Raw genomic sequence first — 22,085 nt, 5'->3', positions numbered from 1 at the left:
ACTCTGCCCACGCCCCCCCCCCCCCCCCCACCCCCCCCCCCCCCCCGCTCCCCCCCCCCCCCCCCCCCCCCCCCCCCCCCCCCCCCCCGCCGGTCGATCAGGCCGTGGAGGCCGTCAGCAGGTGCGCCCGGTGATGCGCGGGACGCAGTCGGAGTAGTCCAGGAACAGCTGCACCGCGGTGTCGTTGCGCGAGGTCTGCGCCGCGATCAGCGTGTCGCGCGGGTAGAAGCCGCTGGTGCCGCTCGCGGACCTGGGGTACATCTCGAACGTGTAGCTCCAGATGCCGTGGGCGGCCCACATCCAGTCGTCGACGCTGCCGTCGGTGATGTAGAGGTCGCTGGCCTGCTGCGGCGTGTAGCCGTTCAGCGCGGCCATCCGCCTGCCCATGGTCTGGAACACGTTGGCCTGGGTGGCGTCCAGGCCCGCGGCGGTGTCGTTGTAGGTGTAGCCGTACGGCCACAGGATCAGCTCCGAGAACGTGTGCCAGTCGATGTGCGACTTGATCTGCTGCACACCGCCGACCACGCGCGTGCCGACGAAGTCGCGGACCCGGGCGGTCTCCGGCGCGGAGAACGCCGACGGGCCGCGGTAGGTGTCGCTCGAACCGCTGCCGCTGGAGCCGCCGCAGCAGCCCCACTGGTGGCCCCAGTTGCGGTTCGGGTCGGTGCCGGTCGCGGTGGAGTTCGGCTGCCGGTTCTTGCGCCACGCCCGGAACGAGCCGGTCGCGATGTCGTACTCGGCGCCGTCCGGGTTGACGCTGGGGATGACCCAGATCTCGCGGCTGTCGACCGCGCCCTTGACGGCCGCGTTGGACGCGTAGTTGTCCGTGTACCGCTTGATGATGTGCAGGCACATCTCCACGGTCAGGTGCTCCCGCGCGTGCTGGTTGCAGGTGAACAGCACCTCGGGCTCGGACTCGTCGACCGACGGGTTGTCGCTGATCTTGATCATCCACAGGTCGCGGTTCTGGTACGACTTGCCGATGCTGCGCAGCGTGACGAGGTTCGGGTGGTCGCGGACGGTCTGGTTCAGCTCGGCGACCATCTCCGCGTAGTTGTGGTAGCCGGTGTAGCCGGACGGGAAGTCCTGCGCGCCGAGCTGGGGGTCGGCGAAGTCCGCCTTGCCCAGGCCCGCGAGCTGGGCGTCGGCGTCACCGGTGTCGCGCATCGGCAGCCCGGTGGCCCGCAGCAACCACTGCTGGCGGGGTTCGGCGATCACGGTGAGCGTGTCGCCGTTCTGGCCGAGCACGTCGACGCCGGTCCGGGCGACCTTCGTGCGCGCCTCGGGGGTGGTGGCGGTGACCTCGAACACGGTCCGCTCGGTCGGTTGCGCGGTCGCCGTCTGAGCGGACCCGGGGTGCGCGGGGAGCACCAGGGTCACGCTCGCGACCAGTGCGGCGGCCACAAGGCCGCGCCGCTTGGTGAACATCAAGCCTCCATCATCAGCAGGGTTTGCGACGGAGATGTGCGATACGCAGCGTGGCCCCCTGATCACGGATCGAGGTAGCCGCCGTTTGTCGGGTTCACCACTCGTGGCCAGGCTGACAGTTGACGGAATTGGCGACGCCTTACCCTTGTGGGCATGCTCAACCGCATCGACCTGCGAGGTCGTGTCCCGTCACCCGCCGAACTGCGCGCCGCGCTGCCGCGCGCCGAGGTCGACGTGGACGCGGTGCTGCATCACGTCCGGCCGCTCGTGGACGACGTGCGCGAACGGGGCGTGGAGGCCGTGCTGGAGCACGGCGAGAAGTTCGACAAGGTGCGCCCGGCGTCGATCCGCGTGCCCGCCGCCGAGCTGGAGCGCGCGCTGTCCGAGCTGGACCCGGCCGTGCGCGCGGCGCTGGAGGAGTCCATCGCGCGCACCCGCAAGGTGCACGCCGACCAGCGCCGGGTCGACACGACCACCCAGGTCGTGCCCGGCGGCACGGTCACCGAGCGCTGGGTGCCGGTGTCCCGGGTCGGCCTGTACGCGCCCGGCGGCCTGGCCGTCTACCCGTCCACCGTGGTCATGAACGTGGTGCCGGCGCAGATCGCGGGCGTCGAGTCGCTGGTGGTGTGCTCGCCGCCGCAGGCGGAGTTCGGCGGCCTGCCGCACCCGACGATCATGGCCGCCGCCGCGCTGCTCGGCGTCACGGAGGTGTGGGCCGTGGGCGGCGCGCTCGCCGTCGCGCTGCTGGCGTACGGCGGCACGGACACCGACGGCCGGCTCCTGGAGCCGGCGGACCTGGTGACCGGGCCCGGCAACATCTACCTGACCGCCGCCAAGCGGCTGCTGCGCGGCCTGATCGGCATCGACGCCGAGGCCGGGCCGACCGAGATCCTGATCCTGGCCGACGACACGGCCGACCCGGTGCACGTGGCCGCCGACCTGATCAGCCAGGCCGAGCACGACACGCTGGCCGCGAGCGTGCTGGTGACGACCTCGACGGAGCTGGCGGACGCGGTGGACGCCGAGCTGGCGCGGCAGGTCGACGCGACCAAGCACCGCGAGCGCGTGCGGACGGCGCTGGCCGGCAGGCAGTCCGGCACCGTGCTGGTGTCGAGCCTGGACGAGGGGCTGCGGGTGGCGGACACCTACGCCGCCGAGCACCTGGAGATCCAGACGGCCGACGCGCGGGAGGTCGCCGCCCGCGTGCGCGCGGCCGGCGCGATCTTCGTGGGCGCGCACTCGCCGGTGTCGCTGGGCGACTACTGCGCGGGCTCCAACCACGTGCTGCCCACCGCCGGGTGCGCGCGGCACTCGTCGGGGCTGTCGGTGCAGACGTTCCTGCGCGGCATCCACGTCGTCGACTACAGCGAGGACGCGTTGCGCGAGGTGTCGTCGCACGTCGTGGCGCTGGCGAACGCCGAGGACCTGCCCGCGCACGGCCAAGCCGTGACGGCGAGGTTCCGCGGATGAGGCCCATCGGATCCCGGGTCGAGCTGGTCGACCTGCCCCTGCGGGAGGACCTGCGCGGGCGTACGCCGTACGGCGCGCCTCAGCTGGACGTGCCCGTCCGGCTGAACACGAACGAGAACCCGTACCCGCCCACGCCCGCCCTGGTGCAGGACGTGGTGCGCGAGGTGGCGGCCATCGCGGGCGAGCTGCACCGCTACCCGGACCGGGACGCGGTGGCGTTGCGCGAGGACCTGGCCGCCTACCTCGCCTCGTCCACGGGCGTGCCGCTGACCTCGGCGAACCTGTGGGCGGCGAACGGGTCGAACGAGGTGCTCCAGCAGATCCTGCAGGCGTTCGGCGGGCCGGGCCGCTCGGCGCTGGGCTTCGAGCCGTCGTACTCGATGCACCCGATCATCGCCGCGGGCACCCGCACGGAGTGGGCGCCGACGCCCCGCCGCGCCGACTTCTCGCTGGACGTGGAGCGCGCGGCCGAGATCGTCGCCGAGCGCGCTCCGGACGTGGTGTTCGTGACCAGCCCGAACAACCCGACGGGGCAGAGCCTGCCGGTGGACGACCTGCGCGTGCTGATCGAGGCGTCGCCCGGCATGGTCGTGGTGGACGAGGCGTACGCGGAGTTCTCGTCGCGGCAGAGCGCGGTCGTGCTGCTGGACGACTACCCGGCGAAGCTGATCGTCAGCCGGACCATGAGCAAGGCGTTCGCGTTCGCCGGCGGCCGGCTGGGCTACCTCGCCGCCGCGCCCGCCGTGGTGGACGCGTTGCAGCTCGTGCGGCTGCCGTACCACCTGTCGGCGCTGACGCAGGCGGCGGCGCGGGCGTCGTTGCGGCACGCGTCGGAGACGCTCGGCTCGGTGGCGAAGCTGGCGGCCGAGCGCGACCGGGTGGTGGACTCGCTGGCCGGTCTCGGGTTCTCGGTGGTGCCGAGCGACGCGAACTTCGTGCTGTTCGGGTGGTTCGACGACGCGCACGCCACGTGGCGGTCGTACTTGGAACGCGGTGTGCTGATCAGGGACGTCGGCATCGCCGGACATCTGCGGGTGACGGTCGGCACTCCGGAGGAGAACGACGCGTTCCTCGCGGCGAGCAAGGAGGTTGACCGGTGAGCCGGGTCGGCAAGGTGGAGCGGACCACCAGGGAATCGTCGGTGTACGTCGAGGTGGACCTCGACGGCACCGGGCAGGTCGAGATCGGCACCGGGGTGCCGTTCTACGACCACATGCTCACCGCGCTGGGCGTGCACGGGTCGTTGGACCTGGTCGTCCGGGCGACCGGTGACGTGGAGATCGACGCGCACCACACCGTGGAGGACGTGGCGATCGTGCTCGGGCAGGCGTTGCGGGAGGCGTTGGGCGACAAGGCGGGCATCCGCCGGTTCGGCGACGCGTGGATCCCGATGGACGAGACGCTGGCGCACGCGGCGGTGGACGTGTCCGGGCGGCCGTACTGCGTGCACGTGGGCGAGCCGGAGCAGTTCAACACCTTCACGATCGGCGGCAACTACCCGTTCGTGCTGAACCGGCACGTGTTCGACTCGCTGGCGTTCCACGCGGGGATCGCGCTGCACGTGCGGGTGGAGTACGGGCGCGACCCGCACCACATCGCCGAGGCGCAGTTCAAGGCGATCGCGCGGGCGCTGCGCGCGGCCGTCGAGCCGGATCCGCGGGTGGGCGGCGTGCCGTCGACCAAGGGCGTCCTGTAGATGCCGAAGGAATACGTGGTCATCGGCCTGATCGCGCTGGCCGGTTTCCTGGGCGGCGGTGTCTACAGCACCTGGAAGACGGCCCGCGGCCTGGCGATCGTCCTGCTGGTCCTGACCGTCGTCGCCGTGGGCGCCGCCGTCGCCTGGCTCCTGTAGCCCCGAACGCGGAACCCGGCCGACCTGAGCGTTCGACACCCGCGCGTGTCGAATGCTCAGGTCCCGCGTGTCGAACCTTCAGGTCCGGCGTGTCCTGCGTTCGGAACAGCCGGGTCGAACGTTCGGGGCGGCGGACGCCGGCGGTTTGGCTGTCTGCGTATGGTTGGTCACATGTCGTCACCGGCCGAGGCCGCCACCACCGCCGGTCGCCCTCGGGAGCGGGCCGACGCGGCCCGCAACAGGGCCAGGGTGCTCGCCGCCGCGGAAGGCGTGTTCGCCGCCGCGGGCGGGGCGGTCGGCGTGACGATGGAGGACATCGCGCGGGCCGCGGGCGTGGGCCGGGCGACGCTCTACCGGCGCTACCCGGACACGACCTCGATCGCGCAGGCGCTGCTGGACGAGCACGAGTCCGACATCCAGGACCGCATCCTCACCGGTCCGCCGCCGCTGGGACCGGGCGCGTCCCCCGACGAACGGCTGGCCGCGTTCTACCGGGCCATGGTCGGCCTGCTCGAACGGCACCTGCACCTGGTGCTCGGCGCGGAGACGGGCGGTGCGCGGTTCCGGGCGGGCGCCTACGGCTTCTGGCGGCGGCACGTCGCCTCGCTGGTGGACGGCGCGCCGGCGGCCGTGGTGGACGCCTTGATGGCGCCGTTGGCCCCCGAGGTCTACCAGTACCAAAGACAGGTGCGCGGCCTCGGCCCGGACGAGGTGGTCGCGGGCCTCGACTGGCTCACGAGACGTGTTCTCGCAGGTAGTTAGGCGGCACGGCGGCCGCCAGCCACACGCCGTTGGCGCTGACCCGGAACTCGTGGCCGTCGGCGGCCATGGCCGCGGCGTCGACCACCAGCACCACCGGCTTGCCCCGGCGCGACCCGACCCGGACGGCCGTCTCCACGCTCGCGGACAGGTGCACGTCGTGCCGCGCCATCGGCCGCAGCCCCTCGCGGAAGATGTCGGGCAGGAACCTGCCGACGGTCCCGTGGTACAGCTCGGCGGGCGGCTCGGTCACCGGCAGGTCCAATGACACCTCCACGGTGTGGCCCTGGCTGGCCCGGATGCGCCCGTCCTCGATCGCGAACCGCTGCTTGTCGTTGTCCGCCACCACCTCCAGCACCTGCGCCCGGCTCACGCCCAGGGCGCGCACGAGGTCGTCGAGGTCGACCCACCCGGCCGCGTCGAGCGTCAACCCGACCCGTCCCGGGTCGTGGCGCAGCACCTTCGCCATCCGCTTCGACAAGCGGACCATCTGCTTCTTCTCTTGCACGACCTCCAGTGCAGCACGCGGCACAACCGGATTTCAGGTGCCACCTTCGAGGGCGGGCTTGAGCTTGGGCGCGCCGGGCCCGTCGGCGGCCTGCTCGTCGTCGAGGTTGTGCAGGGAGCAGCTGCGCAGCGACAGGCACCCGCACCCGATGCACGACGTCAGCCGGTCGCGCAGCCGCCGCAACGCGTCGATCCGGGCGTCCAGCTCCACCTGCCAGCTCGCCGACAGCCTGCTCCAGTCGGTCTTGGTCGGCGTGCGGTTCTCCGGCAGGGTCGCCAACGCGTCGTGCACGTCCTCCAGCGACAGTCCGACCCGCTGCGCGGTGCGGATGAACGCCAGCCGCCTCAGCACGTGGCGCGGGTACCGGCGCTGGTTGCCCGCCGTGCGCTCGGAGGTGATCAACCCTCTTTCCTCGTAGAACCTCAGCGCGGTGTGCGGCACCCCGCTGCGTTCGGCCACTTGGCCGATGGTCAACATCTCCGGCAACTTGCTCACGTGCCCATCCTAGGTCTTGACCTCGACCTAAGTCGAAGTTGTTTCGTGGGTTCATGGCAGTCAAGGACAAGCCGGGCTTCGCGGAGATCCCCGCGTTGTTCCGGCGGATGACAGGGGACGAGAAGCACGAGTGGGCGGCGGCGTCCACGCTGGACGTGCTGTGGGTGCTCTACGACCGGGTGCTGGACGTCGCGCCGGACCGGGTGGACGACCCGGACCGCGACCGGTTCCTGCTCTCCAAGGGGCACGGTCCGATGGCGTACTACGCCGTGCTGGCCGCGAAGGGCTACCTCGATCCGTCCACTCTGGACGATTGGACCGCGTGGGACTCGCCGTTGGGTCAGCACCCGGACCGCGTGCTGGTCAACGGTGTCGAGATCAGCAGCGGCTCGCTCGGGCACGGCCTGCCGATCGCCGTCGGCACCGCGCTCGGGCTGCGCGCCCAGGGCCGGGCCGCGCGGACGTTCGTGCTGGTCGGGGACGCGGAGCTGGACGAGGGCAGCAACCACGAGGCGATCGCGCTGGCCGGCCGGCTCGGCCTGGACCGGCTCGTCACCGTCGTGGTGGACAACGCCTCCGGCACGCACGGCTGGCCCGGCGGGGTGGCGAAGCGGTTCGAGGTCGAGGGGTGGCAGACATCCACTGTGGATGGACGGGACCACGAGGCGCTGCACGGGGCGTTCACGCAGGAGCACCCCGGCCGTCCGCTGGTCGTGGTGGCGGAGATCGGCAAGGGGGAGCGGTGACGACGTCGATGCGCCAGGTGTTCGTGGACACCGTCGAGGACGTGATGCGGCACGACCCGCGGGTCGCGGTCGTGCTGGCGGAGATCTCGCGGGACGCGTTCGCGCCGCACGAGCGGGTGATCAACGTCGGCATCCGCGAGCAGGCCATGGTCGGCGTGGGCGCGGGGCTGGCGCTGAGCGGGCTGCGGCCGGTCGTGCACACCTACGCGCCGTTCCTGGTCGAGCGGCCGTTCGAGCAGATCAAGCTGGACTTCGGCCACCAGGACCTGGGTGGCGTGCTGGTCAGCATCGGCGGCTCCTACGACGACCCGGTGTGGGGCCGCACGCACCAGGCGCCCGGTGACGTGGCGCTGTTCGGCACCCTGCCCGGCTGGACGGTGCGCGTGCCCGGCCACCCGGACGAGGTGGGTCCGATCGTGCGGGACGCGCTGGCGCGCGACGACCGGGTCTACATCCGGCTCTCCCTGCGCGAGAACAGCGCGCCGCACCCGGTGGTCGAGGGGTTCACCGAGGTCCGGCGCGGCGGGCAGGGCGTGGTGGTGACGGTCGGGCCGATGCTCGACACCGTGCTGGCGGCCACCCGGGACGCGGACGTGACGGTGCTCTACGCGACCACCGTGCGGCCGTTCGACGCGGCCGGGCTGCAGGCGGCGGTGCGCCGGGCCGACCGCGCGGACGTGCTGCTGGTCGAGCCGTACCTGGAGGGCACGTCGGCGCACCTGGCGGCCGAGGCGCTGGCGGACGTGCCGCACCGGCTGCGGTCGCTCGGCGTGCGGCGCGACTCCGAGCTGCGCGCCTACGGCACGGCCGAGGACCACGATTCGGCGCACGACCTCGACGTGCTCGGCGTCGCCGCGGCCGTGCGTCGGATGTTCGGGCACCCGGCCGCTGCGGCATGATCTCTGCCTGTGAGCGCGCCGAGAACCCTGATCTGGACACCCGCGCCGACCGCGGAGCTGCAGCTGAACCTGCACCGCGCCGCCGCGGGGCCCGCGGCACTGGTCCCGGTGGCGTCCGGGACGGTGCTGCTGCCGCGCAGGCAGATCGGGTTCCCGGCGGCGTTCCGGCTGGCCGAGCAGGTCAGGGAGACCGGCGCGGCGGCGCTGCTGCTGCGCTGGTCTCCCAGCGCCGAGGTGTGGACCGACGGCGAGCAGGCAGGCTCCACGGGCTCGGCCCGCCGCCTGGTCGGCCTGCTGCGCTGGTGGCGGCTCGACGCCCGACCGCGGCCCGCAGACCTGCCCGCCGACGTCGCCGAGGTGCGCGCGCTGGTGGACGAGGGCCGCGCCGACACGTGGGTGACCGCGCTGCCGGACCGCGCCGGCCTGCCGATCAACACGGTCCTGCCGGTGGTCCCGGTGACGCAGGGCGGGTTGGCCTGACGGGTCGTGGCGGACCGCACGCTCCCGGTGCGCGGCGTGGCGACTACGCTGGATGGGTGCCCAAGGTCGTTGTGCTGGACTACGGATTCGGCAACATCCGCTCCGCCGAGCGCGCCCTCCAGCGCGTCGGCGCCGACGTGGAGGTGTCGTCCGACCACCGGGCCGCGCTCGACGCGGACGGCCTGGTGGTGCCCGGCGTCGGCGCGTTCGCCGCGTGCATGGCCGGGCTGGACGCGATCAAGGGCGGCCGGCTCATCGGGCAGCGGCTCGCCGGTGGGCGTCCCGTGCTCGGCATCTGCGTCGGCATGCAGATCCTGTTCGAACGGGGCATCGAGCACGGCGTGCTCACCGAGGGCTGCGGCGAGTGGCCGGGCACGGTGGAGCGGCTGGAGGCCCCGGTCGTGCCCCACATGGGCTGGAACACCGTCCGCACCCCCGAGGACACCGAGCTGTTCGCCGGCCTCGACCAGGACACCCGGTACTACTTCGTGCACTCCTACGGCGTGCGCAAGTGGGAGCTGCCCGAGTCCGGGCCGCTCCGCGCGCCGCTGGTGACGTGGGCCGAGCACGGCGGCGACGAGTTCGTCGCGGCGGTGGAGAACGGTCCGCTGTGGGCGACCCAGTTCCACCCGGAGAAGTCCGGCGACGCGGGCGCGCACCTGCTGGAGAACTGGCTCAAGAGCTTCAACTAGGCTGAACGCGTGACTTTCACGCTGCTCCCGGCTGTTGACGTGGCCGATGGCCTGGCCGTTCGGCTCGTGCAGGGCGAGGCCGGCACCGAGACCAACTACGGCGACCCGCTGGACGCCGCGCTCGCCTGGCAGCGCGACGGCGCCGAGTGGGTGCACCTGGTCGACCTCGACGCCGCGTTCGGCCGCGGCAGCAACCGCGAGCTGCTGGCCCGCGTGGTCGGCGAGCTGGACGTCCAGGTCGAGCTGTCCGGCGGCATCCGTGACGACGCGTCGCTGGCCGCCGCGCTCGCGACCGGCTGCGCGCGGGTGAACCTGGGCACGGCCGCGCTGGAGGACCCGGTGTGGTGCGCGAAGGTCGTCGCCGAGCACGGCGAGAAGATCGCGGTCGGCCTCGACGTGCGGATCACCGAGCAGGGCCACCGGGTGGCCGCCCGCGGCTGGACGAAGGACGGCGGCGACCTGTGGGAGGTGCTGGAGCGGCTGGACCGCGACGGCTGCGCCCGCTACGTGGTCACCGACGTCGGCAAGGACGGCACGCTCCAGGGCCCGAACGTGGACCTGCTGCGCGAGGTGTGCGCGCGCACCGACGCGCCGGTCATCGCCTCGGGCGGTGTGTCCAGTGTGGACGACCTGGTCGCGCTGGCGGCGCTGTCGCGCGACGGCGTCGAGGGCGCGATCGTGGGCAAGGCGCTCTACGCGGGCGCGTTCACGCTCCCGGAGGCGCTGGCCGCCGTGCGCGGTTGATCGCCTCGTCGATCTCGCGGACGATGTAGGCCTCCGCGGCTTCCTCGGTGACGCCCGTGCGTTCGAGGGCCTTGGCCGCGGCGCCTTCCTTCTCGGCGAGCAGGCCGAGCAGCAGGTGCTCGGTGCCGACGAACGCGTGGCCCTGGCGCAGCGACGCCCGCACGGCCAGCTCCAGCGCCTTCTTGCAGTGCGTGGTGAACGGCTGCGGCTCGGGCCGCTGCCGGACCGCGCCGTCCAGCTCGTGGAGCACCGCCATCCGCGTGGTGCCCTCCGAGGCCTCCAGCTTGGCGATGGTCTTGGCGGCCAGGCCGCCGGACTCGTCGAGCAGGCCGAGCAGGATGTGCTCGGTGCCGATGCGCTCGCTGAACCGGGCGTGGTGGCGGGCCAGCACCACGACCCGCCGGGCCCGGTCGGTGTAGCGGTCGAAGCTCGGCTTCAGGTCCGGCGACTCCTTGGGCACGAACCGCTTCTGCGCGGCCTGCTTGGTGACGCCGAGGCTCTCGCCGATCTCGGCCCAGCTCGCGCCCGCGCGCCGCGCCTCGTCCACGAAGTGCCCGATGAGGTGATCGCCCAGCTCGTCGAGCTGGCCGCTCAGCTCCACGGCGGCGGCCAGTCTGCCCAGCACGTCGGTGTGCTCCGACGCGACGGTGACGATCAGGTCCGTGAGCTGGACCGGGGGAGCTACCACCCGTCAACTGTAGGTTGACGCAGCGCGACGGGTCAACTCCGGGTTGACGCTACGCGGGCGTGATCTCGATGCCGATCGTGCCGTCGCGGCCGCGGCGGATCCGGCTGCCGAGCAGGGTGAGCCTGCCCATCACGCCGTACTTCTTCGCGATGAGGGACCGCACGCGGTCGCTGCCGGGGCCGTCGAGCAGCCGCGCGGTGGCCGGGACCTGCTCGCCGGTCGGCTGACCCCGGAAGTCGCACGGTCCGACGCGCACGTCGCCGCTGCGGCGGATGCGCTTGACCTTGCCCGCGTCGGCGGCGGACCACACGTACAGCGCGCCGTCGGCGCCGGCCGCCCAGACGGGTGTCGGCACGGCGGTGCCGTCCTTGCGGAAGGTGGTCAACAAGAGGTACTTGCCGGCAGCGAGGTCCATGACCGGCAACGTTAGCCGCGAAATGCGGAAGAGCCCCGCTCCCACGAGGGGAACGGGGCTCTTCACGAGCAACGCCAGGTCAGATGACCGTCACGTTCGTCGCCTGGGGGCCCTTGGCGCCCTGGCCGACATCGAAGCTCACCCGCTGGTTCTCTTCCAGGCTGCGGTAGCCGCCGCTCTGGATCTCCGAGTAGTGCACGAACACGTCCGCGCCGCCATCCTCGGGGGAGATGAAGCCGAAGCCCTTCTCCGAGTTGAACCACTTCACGGTGCCCTGCGCCATCTTTGTACTCCTCATACAGCTACCAACGGGGCGAACGCACCCGCTGGGGCCGGTCCAAACGCTGACCCTGAGGAATCACACGCTCAAACAATGTTTCGCGAGCGTGGATGACACGAACACAAAACTTGCGACCTCCACAAGTGAACCACACTTTTCCCGCCGCGTCGCCCACCAGCGGCCGTGAATCCCACGTTCAGGTGTCGTGCGTCCCACGTTTGGGACCCGCGTGTCCCGCGTCCGGGTCGCGCGTGTCCTGCGTCCGGAACACCCGAGTCGAGCGCTCCGGCACCGGAAGTCGGCCGCTCAGGGCGTCCACGTAGGCTTTTGGCCATGTCAGTCGCGGTGCGCGTGATCCCCTGCCTGGACGTCGACCGGGGCAGGGTCGTGAAGGGTGTGAACTTCACCAACCTCGTCGACGCGGGCGACCCGGTCGAGCTGGCGCGGGCCTACGACGCGGAGGGCGCGGACGAGCTGACGTTCCTCGACGTGACGGCGTCCTCCAGCGACCGCGAGACCACCTTCGACGTGGTCCGCCGCACGGCGGAGCAGGTGTTCATCCCGCTCACGGTGGGCGGCGGCGTGCGCGCCGCGGACGACGTGGACAAGCTGCTGCGGGCGGGCGCGGACAAGGTGAGCGTGAACACGGCCGCGATCGCCCGGCCCGAGCTGCTCGGCGAGCTCTCCCGCCGGTTCGGCGCCCAGTGCATCGTGCTGTCGGTGGACGCGCGGCGCGTGCCCGAGGGCGAGCCGCCGACCCCGTCCGGGTTCGAGGTCACCACGCACGGCGGCCGCAAGGGCACCGGCATCGACGCGGTCGAGTGGGCCGCGCGGGGCCAGGAGCTGGGCGTCGGCGAGATCCTGCTGAACTCGATGGACGCCGACGGCACCAAGGCCGGGTTCGACCTGGAGCTGATCCGGCTCACCCGCGCGGTGGTCGACGTGCCGTTGATCGCCAGCGGCGGCGCGGGCGCGGTGGAACACTTCCCGCCGGCCGTGGCCGAGGGCGCGGACGCGGTGCTCGCGGCCAGCGTGTTCCACTTCGGCACGCTGCGCATCGGCGACGTGAAGCAGAGCCTGCGCGACGCGGGCGTGGTGGTGCGCTGATGCCGAACCCGCGCAACGCGCCCGTCGAGGTGTTCCTCGCGACCCTGATCGGCGCGGCCGGCGGCCTGGCGTTCGTGCTCATGGGCCTGGTCCAGTGGCAGGTCGAGAACGACTCGAGCTGGGTCAGGTTCCCGGTGATCGTCGCCGTGCTGGAGCTGCTCGCGGTCGGCGGCCTGGTGGCGGGCCTGCGCCCGGCCCGGCTGACGGCGGCGCTCGTCTTCGGCCTGGTCGCGCTGATCCACCTGCTCGCGGTGCTCAACCAGGGGCCGGTGTGGCTCCGCGTGCTCTCCGGCCTGCTGTCCGCGGCCCACGTCTTCGGCGTGGTCATGCTCAACACCAAGCCCGCCCGGATCCACTTCTTCGGAGGACAGCGTTGACCAGCGCGCTCGACCCGTCCATCGCCTCACGGCTCAAGCGCACCGCCGACGGCCTGGTGTGCGCCGTGGCGCAGCGGCGCGGCACCGGGGAGGTGCTGATGGTGGCGTGGATGGACGACGAGGCCCTGCACCGCACGCTCACCACCCGCCGCGCCACGTACTACTCGCGCAGCCGGCAGCAGCTGTGGGTGAAGGGCGAGACGTCCGGGCACGCGCAGCACGTGCACGAGGTGCGGCTGGACTGCGACGGCGACACGGTGCTGCTGGTCGTGGACCAGGTCGGCGCCGCCTGCCACACCGGTGACGCGACGTGCTTCGACGCCACCGTGCTGCTCGGCCCCGAGGGCTGACCGCTCAGCCGATGTCCCCGGTCAGGTAGCGCTGGAGGTTGGGCGCGATGGCCTTGACCATCGTCTCCACGTCCGCCGAGGCGATCGGCTCGAACCTGAGCACGTACCGCACCATGCCCATGCCGAAGATCTGGCTGGCCACCAGCGTCGCGCGCAGCTCGCCGTCCGGCACGTCGAGGTGCGCGACGACCCGCTTGAGCAGGGTGCCCACGAAGAAGGCGCGCAGCACGTCGGCCACCTGGTCGTGCGACGTCACGCTGCGCACCATCGCGGCGAACTGGCCGCCGCCGATGGGGTCCCAGATGCCGAGGAAGTTGCGCACGATCCGCTCGCCGATCTCCTCGTCCGGGCCGTCGAGGATGCGGTCGACCAGCGCGTGGATGTCGACCGGCACCTGGAGCACGGCCTTGGCGAACAGGGCTTCCTTGCCGCCGAACCAGTGGTTGACCATGGCCGCGTCCACACCGGCCCGCGCCGCGATGGACCGGACGGTGGCGCCCTCGTAGCCGCGTTCGACGAAGATCTCGCGCGCGGCGGCCAGCAGCGCGGCCTTGGTGTCCTCGCCGCCCGCCCGTCGACCGCGGCGCTTGGGTTCGGTTTGGTTCGAGCCGGTGTTCACGCCATCATCATGCGGTAAGCCCCACCGTTTTTCAACGTGCGTTGAAATAGGGCCCGGCCGAACATCCGTATAGGCGCAACCGGCACAATGTCGCCCATGGTGAGCGTCATCGGTGCAGGTGCGGGTCTGGGCGAGGTCAGCCCGACGCGCGAGGAGTTCCGCGAGCTCGCCGCCCAGCGGCGGGTCATCCCGGTGGTGCGGCGGCTGCTGGCGGACGCGGAGACGCCCGTCGGGCTGTACCGCAAGCTCGCGGCGGACCGACCGGGCACGTTCCTGTTCGAGTCGGCCGAGAACGGCCGCTCCTGGTCGCGCTGGTCGTTCGTCGGCGCGCGCAGCGCGGGGGCGTTGACCGCGACCGGCGGCGAGGCGTTCTGGCTCGGGCCGCACCCCGTCGGCCTGCCCGAGGGCGGCGACCCGCTGGTGGCGCTGCGCGAGACCATCGAGGTGCTGCGCACCGACCCGCTGCCCGGCCTGCCGCCGCTGACCGGCGGGATGGTCGGCTACATCGGCTACGACGCCGTGCGGCGGCTGGAGCGGCTGCCGTCGCTGGCCGAGGACGACCTGAAGGTGCCGGAGCTGGTGATGCTGCTGGCCACCGACCTGGCCGCGCTGGACCACCACGAGGGCACCGTCACGCTCATCGCCAACGCCATCAACTGGGACGACTCGCCGGAACGCGTCGACGCGGCCTACGACGACGCGGTGGCCAGGCTCGACGCGATGACCCAGGACCTGCAGAGCCCCGCGCCGCCCACCGCCGCGGTGTTCGCCCGGCCCAAGCCGGAGTTCGTGCGCCGCCGCTCCCAGCAGGAGCACTACGCGGTCGTGGAGAAGGCCAAGGAGGCCATCCGGGCCGGTGAGGCGTTCCAGGTCGTGCTGTCGCAGCGGTTCGAGATGCGCACCACCGCCGACCCGCTCGACATCTACCGCGTGCTGCGCACGTCCAACCCGAGCCCGTACATGTACCTGCTGCGGCTGGACGACTTCGACATCGTCGGGTGCAGCCCGGAGTCGTTGGTGACGGTGCGCGACGGCAAGGCCACCACTCACCCGATCGCGGGCACCCGGTGGAGGGGCGTCGACGACGAGGAAGACGCCCTGCTGGAGAAGGACCTGCTGGCCGACCACAAGGAACGCGCCGAGCACCTGATGCTGGTCGACCTGGGCCGCAACGACCTGGGCCGGGTGTGCAAGCCCGGCTCGGTGACCGTGGTCGACTTCTTCAAGGTCGAGCGGTACAGCCACGTCATGCACATCGTGTCCACGGTGACCGGCGAGCTCGCGGAGGGCCGGACGGCGTTCGACGCGGTCGCGGCGTGCTTCCCGGCGGGCACCCTGTCCGGCGCGCCCAAGCCGCGCGCGATGGAGCTGATCGAGGAGCTGGAACCCACCCGCCGCGGCCTGTACGGCGGTGTCGTCGGCTACCTGGACTTCGCCGGCGACGCGGACACCGCCATCGCCATCCGCACCGCCCTGGTGCGCGACGGCGTGGCGTACGTGCAGGCGGGCGGCGGCATCGTGGCCGACTCGGACCCGGTCGCCGAGGACAACGAGTGCCTGAACAAGGCAGGCGCCGTGCTCTCGGCGATCGCGACCGCGCAGACCATGGCCCCGGCGGTGGACCCGGCCCGTGTCTGAGCGGTCCGCGGCCCGGCGTCCACTGTGGATCGTGGTGGCGCTCCTGCTGCTCGCCGCGGTGGCGTTGTGGGGCGCCTCCGCCCTGTCCTGGGACGCTTCGGCGGACCGAAGGGGCGGCGACGTCCTGCCCGCGCTGACCCCGTTGGCGCTGCTGTGCCTGGCCGCGATCGCCGCCGTGGTGGCGTTGAGCGGCTGGGTGCGGCGGGTGCTCGGCGTCGTGGTGCTGCTGGCGGGCGCGGCGGCGGCGTTCCAAGGAGTGGACGCCGAGGGGCCGGTGACCGGTCGCGGTCTCGTGCTGCTCGGCGCGGCGCTCGCGGTCGCGGCGGGCGTGCTGCTCGTCGTGCGCGGTTCGGCCATGCCCCGCCTGGGCGGCGGCTACCAGACGCCCGGCGCGGCCAAGCGGACCACCGACCCCGAGCGGGAGCTGTGGAACGCGCTGGAGCGCGGCGACGATCCCACGGACCGGGACTGACCTCGTGCTGACGGCCGGCTGACGCGCCGGCTCCGCACGTTTGCGCACGTCGGCTCGCAAGGGCCCTGGTCAACTGCGCGAACGGGCCTACCCCGGTGGCCGGACGGGGTTCGCTGCGGGGTTAGCATCCTCGTGGCGGGAAGGGGAGCATGACGTGCGGGAGCTTGCGACTGAACCGGAAGGTCTGACGGAGTCGAGCGAGGTGCGCGGATGACCGTGCTCGAGTCGATCATCGAAGGCGTCCGCGAGGACCTCGCCGAGCGCGAGGCGGCACTGCCCTTCGACGTGCTCAGGGAGAAGGCGACGAAGGTGCCGCCGCCGCAGGACGTGATGTCGATCCTGCGCGGACCGGGCGTCGGCGTGATCGCCGAGGTCAAGCGGCGCAGCCCGTCCAAGGGGCAGCTGGCCGACATCCCGGAGCCCGCGGAACTCGCCGCGCAGTACGAGCTCGGCGGCGCGCGGGCGATCAGCGTGCTGACCGAGGGCCGCCGGTTCGGCGGGTCGCTGGCGGACTTCGACGCGGTGCGCGCGGCGGTGGGCGTCCCCCTGTTGCGCAAGGACTTCATCGTCAGCCCGTACCAGGTGCACGAGGCGCGCCTGCACGGCGCGGACCTGGTGCTGCTGATCGTGGCGGCGCTGGAGCAGAACGCGCTGGTGTCGCTGCTCGACCGGGTGGAGTCGCTCGGCATGACGGCCCTGGTCGAGGTGCACACGGCCGAGGAGGCCGACCGCGCGCTGGAGGCGGGTGCGAGCGTCATCGGCGTGAACGCGCGCAACCTGCACACCCTGGAAGTGGACAAGGACGTGTTCGGGCGGATCGCGCCCGGCCTGCCCTTCGACACCATCAAGATCGCCGAGTCCGGCGTCACCGGACCGGGCGACCTGATGGCGTACGCGGGCGCGGGCGCCGACGCGGTGCTGGTCGGCGAGAGCCTGGTGACGAGCGGCGACCCCAAGGTCGCGGTGAACAAGCTGGTGACGGCGGGGTCGCACCCCGCCTGTCCCCGGCCGAGCCGGTAAGACCCGTAGGAGGAGAGCGCATGGCGCGCGGCCAGTTGGCTCCGACACCCCACGACCCGGATGAGCGGGGCCACTTCGGGCCGTGGGGCGGCCGGTTCATGCCGGAAGCGCTCATCGCCGCGGTGGACGAGCTCGCCGCCTTCTACGAGAAGGCGCGGGTCGACCCCGAGTTCCTCGACGAGTTCGCGCGCCTGCTGCGCGACTTCGCCGGACGGCCGTCGCTGCTCACGGAGGCGCCGAAGTTCGCCGCCCACGCGGGCGGCGCGCGGATCTTCCTCAAGCGCGAGGACCTCAACCACACCGGCTCGCACAAGATCAACAACGTGCTGGGCCAGGCGCTGCTGACCAAGCGGATGGGCAAGAAGCGGGTCATCGCCGAGACCGGCGCCGGCCAGCACGGCGTGGCCACGGCCACCGCCTGCGCCCTGATGGGCCTGGACTGCGTCGTCTACATGGGCGAGGTCGACACCGAGCGGCAGGCGCTCAACGTGGCCCGGATGCGGCTGCTCGGCGCGAAGGTCGTCCCGGTGAAGACCGGCTCGCGCACGTTGAAGGACGCCATCAACGAGGCGCTGCGCGACTGGGTCGCCAACGTCGACGACACGCACTACCTGCTCGGCACGGCCGCCGGGCCGCACCCGTTCCCGGTGCTCGTGCGCGACTTCCACCGGATCATCGGCATCGAGGCGCGCGAGCAGATCCTGGACAAGGCGGGCCGGCTGCCCGACGTGGTGGCCGCGTGCGTCGGCGGCGGGTCCAACGCCATCGGCATCTTCCACGGCTTCATCGACGACCCGTCCGTGCGGCTGGTCGGCCTGGAGCCCGGCGGCGACGGCATCGAGACCGCCCGGCACGGCGCGACGTTGACCGCGGGCACGCCCGGGTCGCTGCACGGGGCCATGTCGTACGTGCTGCAGGACGAAGACGGGCAGATCGCCGAGGCGCACTCCATCTCGGCCGGTCTGGACTACCCCGGCGTCGGCCCCGAGCACGCGTTCCTGAAGGACAGCGGGCGGGCCGAGTACCGGCCGGTGACCGACGCCCAGGCGATGGAGGCGTTCGCGCTGCTGTCGCGGGAGGAGGGCATCATCCCGGCGGTCGAGTCGGCGCACGCCCTGGCCGGCGCGCTGGTGCTCGGCCGCGAGCTGGGGCCGGACGGGCTGATCCTGGTCAACCTGTCCGGGCGCGGCGACAAGGACATGGACACCGCGATCAAGTGGTTCGGGCTGGGGGTGGAGTCGTGAGCAGGCTTGATCCGGTTTTCTCGGCTTGTCGGGCGGAGTCGCGGGCGGCCCTGATCGGGTACCTGCCCGCCGGGTACCCCACGCTCGAGGGCTCGAAGGACGTGCTGCGGACGATGGTGTCGTCCGGGTGCGACCTGGTGGAGGTCGGTCTGCCGTTCTCCGATCCTGTGATGGACGGCGTCACCATCCAGCGCGCGGCCGAGCAGGCGTTGCGCGGCGGGTTCCGGGTGCGTGACCTGTTCGGCGTGGTCGAGTCGGTGGCGGCGGCCGGTGGGCGTGCGGTCGTGATGACGTACTGGAACCCGGTGCTGGCCTACGGGGTGGACCGGTTCGCCCGCGACCTGGCGTCGGCCGGCGGGCTCGGCGTCATCACGCCCGACCTCGTGCCGGACGAGGGCGCTTCGTGGATCGAGGCGACGGACGCCCACGACCTGGACCGGATCTTCCTGGTCGCGCCGTCGTCCACGGAGGAGCGGATCTCGCTGACGGCGCGGTCGTCGCGCGGGTTCTTGTACGCGACGTCCGTGATGGGCGTGACGGGTGCGCGCGACGTGGTGTCGTCGGCGGCTCCGGCGCTGGTCAAGCGGGTGCGTGAGCACACGGACATGCCGATCGGGGTCGGGTTGGGCGTGCGCAACGGCGCTCAGGCGGCGGAGCTGGCGGCGTTCGCGGACGGGGTCATCGTGGGCTCGGCGTTCGTGTCGGCCGTGCAGGACGACACCGTGGCGGCGTTGACCGAGGACTTGGCCGGTGGGGTGCGCCAGGCGGCGGCGGCCGTCTAGCACGCACGTTCGAGTGAGCTAGTCCATTCGGCGTCTTTTGGGCGTCGGAATTGTCGGTGCGCGTCGGCATCCTGGGCTCGTGATCAAGCTCATCCACAACCCGACGTGCGACACTGGCGTGCGTCGGGCTGCCACCGGAGGTGATGTCGCATGGCTCTGCCGGCGGACCACGGATCGACACTCGCCGACTACGAGTACTCCCACCCACTGCTGGCACACGACGGACCCTGGACGCTGGACGAAGTCATGGCGCTCCCGGAGGACTCGTCGCAGCGGGTCGAACTCGTCGACGGGTCGCTGATCATGAGCCCGATCGGCAACCTCCGCCACCAGCGCTTGCTCTTCCGCATCGCCACGGCTTTCGACGCTGCCTGCCCGCCGGGCTTGGAGGCACTCCCAGGACTCAACCTCGAGATTTCCGGCACTCGGATGCTCATTCCGGACTTCACCGTCAACGTGGCAGGTGAAGAGGGCTTGCTTCTCCCGGCGGCGCACCTGGTAGTGGCAGGGGAGGTGCTGTCACCCAGTAACCGGGTCAACGACCTGGTGCTGAAGCGGAAGCTCTACGCCGATGCCGGTATTCCGTTCTACCTGGTCGTGGATCCGGAAGGCGGCGACGTCACCGCGACGATGTTCGAGTTGCGGGCAGGGGAGTACGTGGAGGCGGCGCGCAGCGAGGGCGGCGTGCTGAAGCTCGAACGACCCTTCCCGGTAACAATCGAGCTGTCGCCGTAGGACGGATGGCCGCACCCACTACGGTGGTGGCCGTGGTGACGACTTACCTCGCGACGATCCCCAGCCCCGACCAGGGCGTGTGGCAACTGGGACCGATCCCGATCCGCGCCTACGCGCTGTGCATCATCCTCGGCATCATCCTGGCCATCTGGTGGGGTGAGCGCCGCTGGGTGGCACGCGGCGGCCTGAAGGGCGAGGTCACCGACATCGCGGTCTTCGCGGTGCCGTTCGGCCTGATCGGCGGTCGGCTCTACCACGTGGCGACGGACAACGACAAGTACTTCGGGGAGGGCCGCAACCCGCTCGAAGCCCTGGCCATCTGGAACGGCGGCCTCGGCATCTGGGGCGCCATCGCGCTCGGCGGCGTCGGCGCGTGGATCGCGTGCCGCCGCAAGGGCATCCCGCTGCCCGCGATGGCGGACGCGCTCGCGCCCGGCATCCTCGCCGCGCAGGCCGTCGGCCGCCTCGGCAACTACTTCAACCAGGAGCTCTACGGCGGTCCCACCACGCTGCCGTGGGGTCTGGAGATCTACCGGCGGGAAGACCCGGCGACCGGCTTCGAGGACGACCTCGGCGGCGTGGCGGTGGACAACACGCCGATCGAGATCGTGCACCCGACGTTCCTCTACGAGATGCTGTGGAGCCTCGGCGTCGTGCTGATCATCGTGTGGGCGGACCGGAAGTTCCGGCTCGGCCACGGCCGGGTGTTCGCGCTGTACGTCGCGGGCTACACGGCCGGCCGGTTCTGGATCGAGCAGATGCGTACCGACCCCGCCACCCAGGTGTTCGGGCTGCGGATCAACGTCATCACGTCGGTCGTGGTGTTCCTCGGCGCGGTCGTCTACTTCGTGCTCGCCGGGAAGAAGGGCGACCGCGAGGTCATCGTGCGCGAGGAGCCCGCCGCCGCCGAACCGCCCGAGTCCGGCTACGCGAGCACGGACGAGGACAAGCCGGCGGCGGACGCCGAGGAGACGACGGTCCCCGACACGAAGGCCGCGTCCGACAAGCCCGCGGACACCGGCGACAAGCCGGAGCAGTAGGCCGCCGTGCGCATCCTCGTCGTCGAAGATGACGACCGGGTGGCGCGAGGACTGCTCACGGCGCTGCGGCACGCGGGCTACGAGGTGCACCGGGTGGGCACGGCCGCCGCGGCGCTCACCGCGCCACCGGCGGACGTCGTGCTGCTCGACCTCGGCCTGCCCGACGGCGACGGCCTCGACGTGCTGCGCGAACTCCGCCACCGCACCGGCACCGCGATCATCACCGTCACCGCGCGCGGCGAGGAGCGGGAACGGGTGCTCGGCCTGCGGCTGGGCGCGGACGACTACGTGGTGAAGCCGTTCGGCACCGCCGAGCTGCTGGCCCGCATCGAAGCCGTCCTCCGCCGCACCCGCGCGGCCCGTGCCGCCGCCCGCGAGCACGAGATCACGCTGGGCCCGCTCACCCTGGACCCGGCCGGCCGCGAGGCCAGGATCAACGGCGAACCGGTGCCGCTGACCCGCAAGGAGTTCGACCTGCTCGCCCTGCTCGTCGGCCGCGCGGGCACCGTCGTCAGCCGCGACCTGATCGTGGACCAGGTGTGGCAGGCGCACTGGGAGGCACCGTCACGCACCCTGGACACCCACATCGCCGCCCTGCGCGGCAAGCTCGGCGACGCGTTGCGCATCGAGACGATCCGCGGTGTGGGCTACCGGGTGGCAGCCCACACCTGACCGGTGGTCACCACACGTGGGCGACGTCCACCACGACCCGGCCGGGGAGCGTGAACACCCGGAACGGCAGCAGGGCGCGCACCCCCAGACCGACCGTCGTCTGCCCCTCGAACGACCCGGCCCACGCGACCTGGCGGAACGTCTGGTAGCCCGTGACGTCCACCAGCTCGGACCCGTTCGGGTAGGTGTAGGTCGGGTTGCCGTCCTGGTCGTAGGACGGCGAGTTCACCGTGATCTGCAGCTTGCCCGCGCCGCGCAACGGCACCGGCTTGCCCGACCCCTCGTGGGTCACCTCGGGCACGTACTGCACGGTGTAGCCGTCGTTCTCGCCGCCGGTGAAGTCGAACACCAGCCGGTCGTAGCACTCCTGCTGACCGGCCCGGATGTTCGCCAGCAGCCCGGTCGTGGTCTGGGACGCGACCTTCGGCCCCGAACCCCAGTCGACGGGCGTGCAGGCCGTGGGCGCCGCGGACGCGGTCACCGGCGCGACCACCGCGAGCGCCGTCATCGCCGCGATTAACAACGCAACCTTGCGTAGCATGCTGATTCCCCCTTCGTCGGGCCGGAACAGCC

Annotated in this window: 29 protein-coding genes; 21 read left to right on the top strand and 8 right to left on the bottom strand. The window is 72.1% G+C overall.

Annotation, left to right across the window (positions count from 1 at the left end):
- Positions 1 to 114: 114 nt before the first annotated feature.
- On the bottom strand, positions 115 to 1,428 hold the full coding sequence (locus ACZ7GX_RS38440; protein ID WP_498784413.1) for a M14 family metallopeptidase: 1,314 nt from the start codon (positions 1,426 to 1,428) through the stop codon (positions 115 to 117).
- A gap of 153 nt (positions 1,429 to 1,581) precedes the next feature.
- On the opposite strand from ACZ7GX_RS38440, the gene hisD reads away from it, so the two are divergent.
- From hisD to ACZ7GX_RS38415, 5 genes are all read left to right on the top strand, one after another.
- Positions 1,582 to 2,898, top strand: coding sequence for a histidinol dehydrogenase (hisD, locus tag ACZ7GX_RS38435; protein WP_498784411.1), 1,317 nt, complete (start codon positions 1,582 to 1,584; stop codon positions 2,896 to 2,898).
- On the top strand, positions 2,895 to 3,998 hold the full coding sequence (locus ACZ7GX_RS38430; protein ID WP_498784409.1) for a histidinol-phosphate transaminase: 1,104 nt from the start codon (positions 2,895 to 2,897) through the stop codon (positions 3,996 to 3,998). The genes hisD and ACZ7GX_RS38430 overlap by 4 nt, the downstream gene beginning before the upstream one ends.
- The gene (gene hisB / locus ACZ7GX_RS38425) at positions 3,995 to 4,594 is read left to right on the top strand and encodes an imidazoleglycerol-phosphate dehydratase HisB (RefSeq protein ID WP_230567160.1); all 600 of its coding nucleotides are present in this window, start codon (positions 3,995 to 3,997) and stop codon (positions 4,592 to 4,594) included. Before ACZ7GX_RS38430 ends, hisB begins: the two co-directional genes overlap by 4 nt.
- A complete protein-coding gene (locus ACZ7GX_RS38420) occupies positions 4,595 to 4,750 on the top strand; it encodes a CG2302 family histidine operon protein (RefSeq protein WP_498784407.1) in 156 nt (51 codons plus the stop codon).
- Positions 4,751 to 4,921: 171 nt separating this feature from the next.
- A complete protein-coding gene (locus ACZ7GX_RS38415; protein WP_498784405.1) occupies positions 4,922 to 5,512 on the top strand; it encodes a TetR/AcrR family transcriptional regulator in 591 nt (196 codons plus the stop codon).
- On the opposite strand, the gene ACZ7GX_RS38410 is transcribed toward ACZ7GX_RS38415, so the two are convergent.
- Positions 5,484 to 5,999 (bottom strand): RNA 2'-phosphotransferase, encoded by a 516-nt coding sequence (locus ACZ7GX_RS38410; RefSeq protein ID WP_498784421.1) that lies wholly within the window; start codon positions 5,997 to 5,999, stop codon positions 5,484 to 5,486. The two genes, ACZ7GX_RS38415 and ACZ7GX_RS38410, sit on opposite strands and share 29 nt — an antisense overlap.
- Before the next feature lie 51 nt (positions 6,000 to 6,050).
- Positions 6,051 to 6,494: a redox-sensitive transcriptional activator SoxR gene (gene soxR / locus ACZ7GX_RS38405; RefSeq protein ID WP_498784419.1), complete on the bottom strand. Its 444-nt coding sequence runs from the start codon at positions 6,492 to 6,494 to the stop codon at positions 6,051 to 6,053.
- A gap of 71 nt (positions 6,495 to 6,565) precedes the next feature.
- Between soxR and ACZ7GX_RS38400 the strand changes: the two genes are divergently transcribed.
- Genes ACZ7GX_RS38400 through priA form a run of 5 tightly spaced genes read left to right on the top strand, consistent with a single transcriptional unit; the run spans position 6,566 to position 10,073 of the window.
- On the top strand, positions 6,566 to 7,258 hold the full coding sequence (locus ACZ7GX_RS38400; RefSeq protein ID WP_498784403.1) for a thiamine pyrophosphate-binding protein: 693 nt from the start codon (positions 6,566 to 6,568) through the stop codon (positions 7,256 to 7,258).
- Between the two features lie 8 nt (positions 7,259 to 7,266).
- Entirely contained in the window at positions 7,267 to 8,157 is an 891-nt protein-coding gene (locus tag ACZ7GX_RS38395; protein WP_498784417.1) for a transketolase family protein, read from the top strand.
- 9 nt (positions 8,158 to 8,166) lie between these two features.
- Positions 8,167 to 8,637 carry a hypothetical protein gene (locus ACZ7GX_RS38390; protein WP_498784401.1) on the top strand — a complete coding sequence of 157 codons (471 nt, stop codon included), beginning with the start codon at positions 8,167 to 8,169 and terminating at the stop codon, positions 8,635 to 8,637.
- A 56-nt stretch (positions 8,638 to 8,693) separates the two neighbouring features.
- Complete coding sequence (gene hisH, locus ACZ7GX_RS38385) at positions 8,694 to 9,329, top strand: imidazole glycerol phosphate synthase subunit HisH (RefSeq protein ID WP_498784399.1); 636 nt, start codon at positions 8,694 to 8,696, stop codon at positions 9,327 to 9,329.
- A gap of 9 nt (positions 9,330 to 9,338) precedes the next feature.
- Positions 9,339 to 10,073, top strand: a complete 735-nt coding sequence (gene priA, locus ACZ7GX_RS38380) for a bifunctional 1-(5-phosphoribosyl)-5-((5-phosphoribosylamino)methylideneamino)imidazole-4-carboxamide isomerase/phosphoribosylanthranilate isomerase PriA (protein WP_498784398.1) — start codon at positions 9,339 to 9,341, stop codon at positions 10,071 to 10,073.
- Here the strand turns inward: priA and ACZ7GX_RS38375 are convergent.
- From ACZ7GX_RS38375 to ACZ7GX_RS38365, 3 genes are all read right to left on the bottom strand, one after another.
- Positions 10,036 to 10,761, bottom strand: coding sequence for a Clp protease N-terminal domain-containing protein (locus ACZ7GX_RS38375; protein ID WP_498784397.1), 726 nt, complete (start codon positions 10,759 to 10,761; stop codon positions 10,036 to 10,038). The two genes, priA and ACZ7GX_RS38375, sit on opposite strands and share 38 nt — an antisense overlap.
- A gap of 49 nt (positions 10,762 to 10,810) precedes the next feature.
- Positions 10,811 to 11,176 (bottom strand): PPOX class F420-dependent oxidoreductase, encoded by a 366-nt coding sequence (locus tag ACZ7GX_RS38370; RefSeq protein WP_498784396.1) that lies wholly within the window; start codon positions 11,174 to 11,176, stop codon positions 10,811 to 10,813.
- A 79-nt stretch (positions 11,177 to 11,255) separates the two neighbouring features.
- Entirely contained in the window at positions 11,256 to 11,459 is a 204-nt protein-coding gene (locus tag ACZ7GX_RS38365) for a cold-shock protein (protein WP_033437808.1), read from the bottom strand.
- 330 nt (positions 11,460 to 11,789) lie between these two features.
- Here ACZ7GX_RS38365 and hisF point away from each other — a divergent pair, with 330 nt between their 5' ends.
- From hisF to hisI, 3 genes are read left to right on the top strand one after another with little or no spacing between them, the layout of a single operon-like run.
- Positions 11,790 to 12,563, top strand: a complete 774-nt coding sequence (hisF, locus tag ACZ7GX_RS38360; protein WP_498784395.1) for an imidazole glycerol phosphate synthase subunit HisF — start codon at positions 11,790 to 11,792, stop codon at positions 12,561 to 12,563.
- Positions 12,563 to 12,940, top strand: a complete 378-nt coding sequence (locus ACZ7GX_RS38355; RefSeq protein WP_498784394.1) for a hypothetical protein — start codon at positions 12,563 to 12,565, stop codon at positions 12,938 to 12,940. Before hisF ends, ACZ7GX_RS38355 begins: the two co-directional genes overlap by 1 nt.
- Positions 12,937 to 13,290 (top strand): phosphoribosyl-AMP cyclohydrolase, encoded by a 354-nt coding sequence (gene hisI / locus ACZ7GX_RS38350; protein WP_498784393.1) that lies wholly within the window; start codon positions 12,937 to 12,939, stop codon positions 13,288 to 13,290. Before ACZ7GX_RS38355 ends, hisI begins: the two co-directional genes overlap by 4 nt.
- A gap of 4 nt (positions 13,291 to 13,294) precedes the next feature.
- On the opposite strand, the gene ACZ7GX_RS38345 is transcribed toward hisI, so the two are convergent.
- A complete protein-coding gene (locus tag ACZ7GX_RS38345) occupies positions 13,295 to 13,909 on the bottom strand; it encodes a TetR/AcrR family transcriptional regulator (protein ID WP_498784392.1) in 615 nt (204 codons plus the stop codon).
- A gap of 96 nt (positions 13,910 to 14,005) precedes the next feature.
- Between ACZ7GX_RS38345 and ACZ7GX_RS38340 the strand changes: the two genes are divergently transcribed.
- The 8 genes from ACZ7GX_RS38340 (at position 14,006) to ACZ7GX_RS38305 (ending at position 21,512) form a co-directional block, all read left to right on the top strand.
- The gene (locus ACZ7GX_RS38340; protein ID WP_498784391.1) at positions 14,006 to 15,547 is read left to right on the top strand and encodes an anthranilate synthase component I; all 1,542 of its coding nucleotides are present in this window, start codon (positions 14,006 to 14,008) and stop codon (positions 15,545 to 15,547) included.
- Positions 15,540 to 16,019, top strand: a complete 480-nt coding sequence (locus ACZ7GX_RS38335; protein ID WP_498784390.1) for a Trp biosynthesis-associated membrane protein — start codon at positions 15,540 to 15,542, stop codon at positions 16,017 to 16,019. The genes ACZ7GX_RS38340 and ACZ7GX_RS38335 overlap by 8 nt, the downstream gene beginning before the upstream one ends.
- Before the next feature lie 210 nt (positions 16,020 to 16,229).
- Positions 16,230 to 17,039 carry an indole-3-glycerol phosphate synthase TrpC gene (gene trpC / locus ACZ7GX_RS38330; RefSeq protein ID WP_498784389.1) on the top strand — a complete coding sequence of 270 codons (810 nt, stop codon included), beginning with the start codon at positions 16,230 to 16,232 and terminating at the stop codon, positions 17,037 to 17,039.
- Between the two features lie 20 nt (positions 17,040 to 17,059).
- The gene (gene trpB, locus ACZ7GX_RS38325) at positions 17,060 to 18,283 is read left to right on the top strand and encodes a tryptophan synthase subunit beta (protein WP_498784388.1); all 1,224 of its coding nucleotides are present in this window, start codon (positions 17,060 to 17,062) and stop codon (positions 18,281 to 18,283) included.
- Positions 18,280 to 19,065: a tryptophan synthase subunit alpha gene (gene trpA, locus ACZ7GX_RS38320; RefSeq protein ID WP_498784387.1), complete on the top strand. Its 786-nt coding sequence runs from the start codon at positions 18,280 to 18,282 to the stop codon at positions 19,063 to 19,065. Before trpB ends, trpA begins: the two co-directional genes overlap by 4 nt.
- A 150-nt stretch (positions 19,066 to 19,215) precedes the next feature.
- Positions 19,216 to 19,800: a Uma2 family endonuclease gene (locus ACZ7GX_RS38315; protein ID WP_498784386.1), complete on the top strand. Its 585-nt coding sequence runs from the start codon at positions 19,216 to 19,218 to the stop codon at positions 19,798 to 19,800.
- A 5-nt stretch (positions 19,801 to 19,805) separates the two neighbouring features.
- Positions 19,806 to 20,840: a prolipoprotein diacylglyceryl transferase gene (lgt, locus tag ACZ7GX_RS38310; RefSeq protein WP_498784384.1), complete on the top strand. Its 1,035-nt coding sequence runs from the start codon at positions 19,806 to 19,808 to the stop codon at positions 20,838 to 20,840.
- A gap of 6 nt (positions 20,841 to 20,846) precedes the next feature.
- Positions 20,847 to 21,512, top strand: coding sequence for a response regulator transcription factor (locus ACZ7GX_RS38305; RefSeq protein WP_498784382.1), 666 nt, complete (start codon positions 20,847 to 20,849; stop codon positions 21,510 to 21,512).
- Between the two features lie 7 nt (positions 21,513 to 21,519).
- Here the strand turns inward: ACZ7GX_RS38305 and ACZ7GX_RS38300 are convergent, their stop codons facing one another.
- Positions 21,520 to 22,053: an AMIN-like domain-containing (lipo)protein gene (locus tag ACZ7GX_RS38300; protein ID WP_498784380.1), complete on the bottom strand. Its 534-nt coding sequence runs from the start codon at positions 22,051 to 22,053 to the stop codon at positions 21,520 to 21,522.
- Positions 22,054 to 22,085 lie beyond the last annotated feature (32 nt).

This window comes from Actinosynnema sp. NPDC037264 (assembly GCF_055603705.1).
This window is presented reverse-complemented; position numbering and strand designations above follow the sequence as displayed.

Excerpts from the sequence above, each read along its gene's own strand:
- ACZ7GX_RS38440 (WP_498784413.1), bottom strand. The coding sequence starts at position 1,428 with ATGTTCACCAAGCGGCGCGGCCTTGTGGCCGCCGCACTGGTCGCGAGC.
- hisD (WP_498784411.1), top strand. The coding sequence starts at position 1,582 with ATGCTCAACCGCATCGACCTGCGAGGTCGTGTCCCGTCACCCGCCGAA.
- ACZ7GX_RS38430 (WP_498784409.1), top strand. The coding sequence starts at position 2,895 with ATGAGGCCCATCGGATCCCGGGTCGAGCTGGTCGACCTGCCCCTGCGG.
- ACZ7GX_RS38420 (WP_498784407.1), top strand. The coding sequence starts at position 4,595 with ATGCCGAAGGAATACGTGGTCATCGGCCTGATCGCGCTGGCCGGTTTC.
- ACZ7GX_RS38415 (WP_498784405.1), top strand. The coding sequence starts at position 4,922 with ATGTCGTCACCGGCCGAGGCCGCCACCACCGCCGGTCGCCCTCGGGAG.
- ACZ7GX_RS38410 (WP_498784421.1), bottom strand. The coding sequence starts at position 5,999 with ATGGTCCGCTTGTCGAAGCGGATGGCGAAGGTGCTGCGCCACGACCCG.
- soxR (WP_498784419.1), bottom strand. The coding sequence starts at position 6,494 with ATGTTGACCATCGGCCAAGTGGCCGAACGCAGCGGGGTGCCGCACACC.
- ACZ7GX_RS38400 (WP_498784403.1), top strand. The coding sequence starts at position 6,566 with ATGGCAGTCAAGGACAAGCCGGGCTTCGCGGAGATCCCCGCGTTGTTC.
- ACZ7GX_RS38395 (WP_498784417.1), top strand. The coding sequence starts at position 7,267 with ATGCGCCAGGTGTTCGTGGACACCGTCGAGGACGTGATGCGGCACGAC.
- ACZ7GX_RS38370 (WP_498784396.1), bottom strand. The coding sequence starts at position 11,176 with ATGGACCTCGCTGCCGGCAAGTACCTCTTGTTGACCACCTTCCGCAAG.
- ACZ7GX_RS38365 (WP_033437808.1), bottom strand. The coding sequence starts at position 11,459 with ATGGCGCAGGGCACCGTGAAGTGGTTCAACTCGGAGAAGGGCTTCGGC.
- hisF (WP_498784395.1), top strand. The coding sequence starts at position 11,790 with ATGTCAGTCGCGGTGCGCGTGATCCCCTGCCTGGACGTCGACCGGGGC.
- ACZ7GX_RS38355 (WP_498784394.1), top strand. The coding sequence starts at position 12,563 with ATGCCGAACCCGCGCAACGCGCCCGTCGAGGTGTTCCTCGCGACCCTG.
- ACZ7GX_RS38340 (WP_498784391.1), top strand. The coding sequence starts at position 14,006 with ATGGTGAGCGTCATCGGTGCAGGTGCGGGTCTGGGCGAGGTCAGCCCG.
- trpC (WP_498784389.1), top strand. The coding sequence starts at position 16,230 with ATGACCGTGCTCGAGTCGATCATCGAAGGCGTCCGCGAGGACCTCGCC.
- trpB (WP_498784388.1), top strand. The coding sequence starts at position 17,060 with ATGGCGCGCGGCCAGTTGGCTCCGACACCCCACGACCCGGATGAGCGG.
- ACZ7GX_RS38315 (WP_498784386.1), top strand. The coding sequence starts at position 19,216 with ATGGCTCTGCCGGCGGACCACGGATCGACACTCGCCGACTACGAGTAC.
- lgt (WP_498784384.1), top strand. The coding sequence starts at position 19,806 with ATGGCCGCACCCACTACGGTGGTGGCCGTGGTGACGACTTACCTCGCG.
- ACZ7GX_RS38300 (WP_498784380.1), bottom strand. The coding sequence starts at position 22,053 with ATGCTACGCAAGGTTGCGTTGTTAATCGCGGCGATGACGGCGCTCGCG.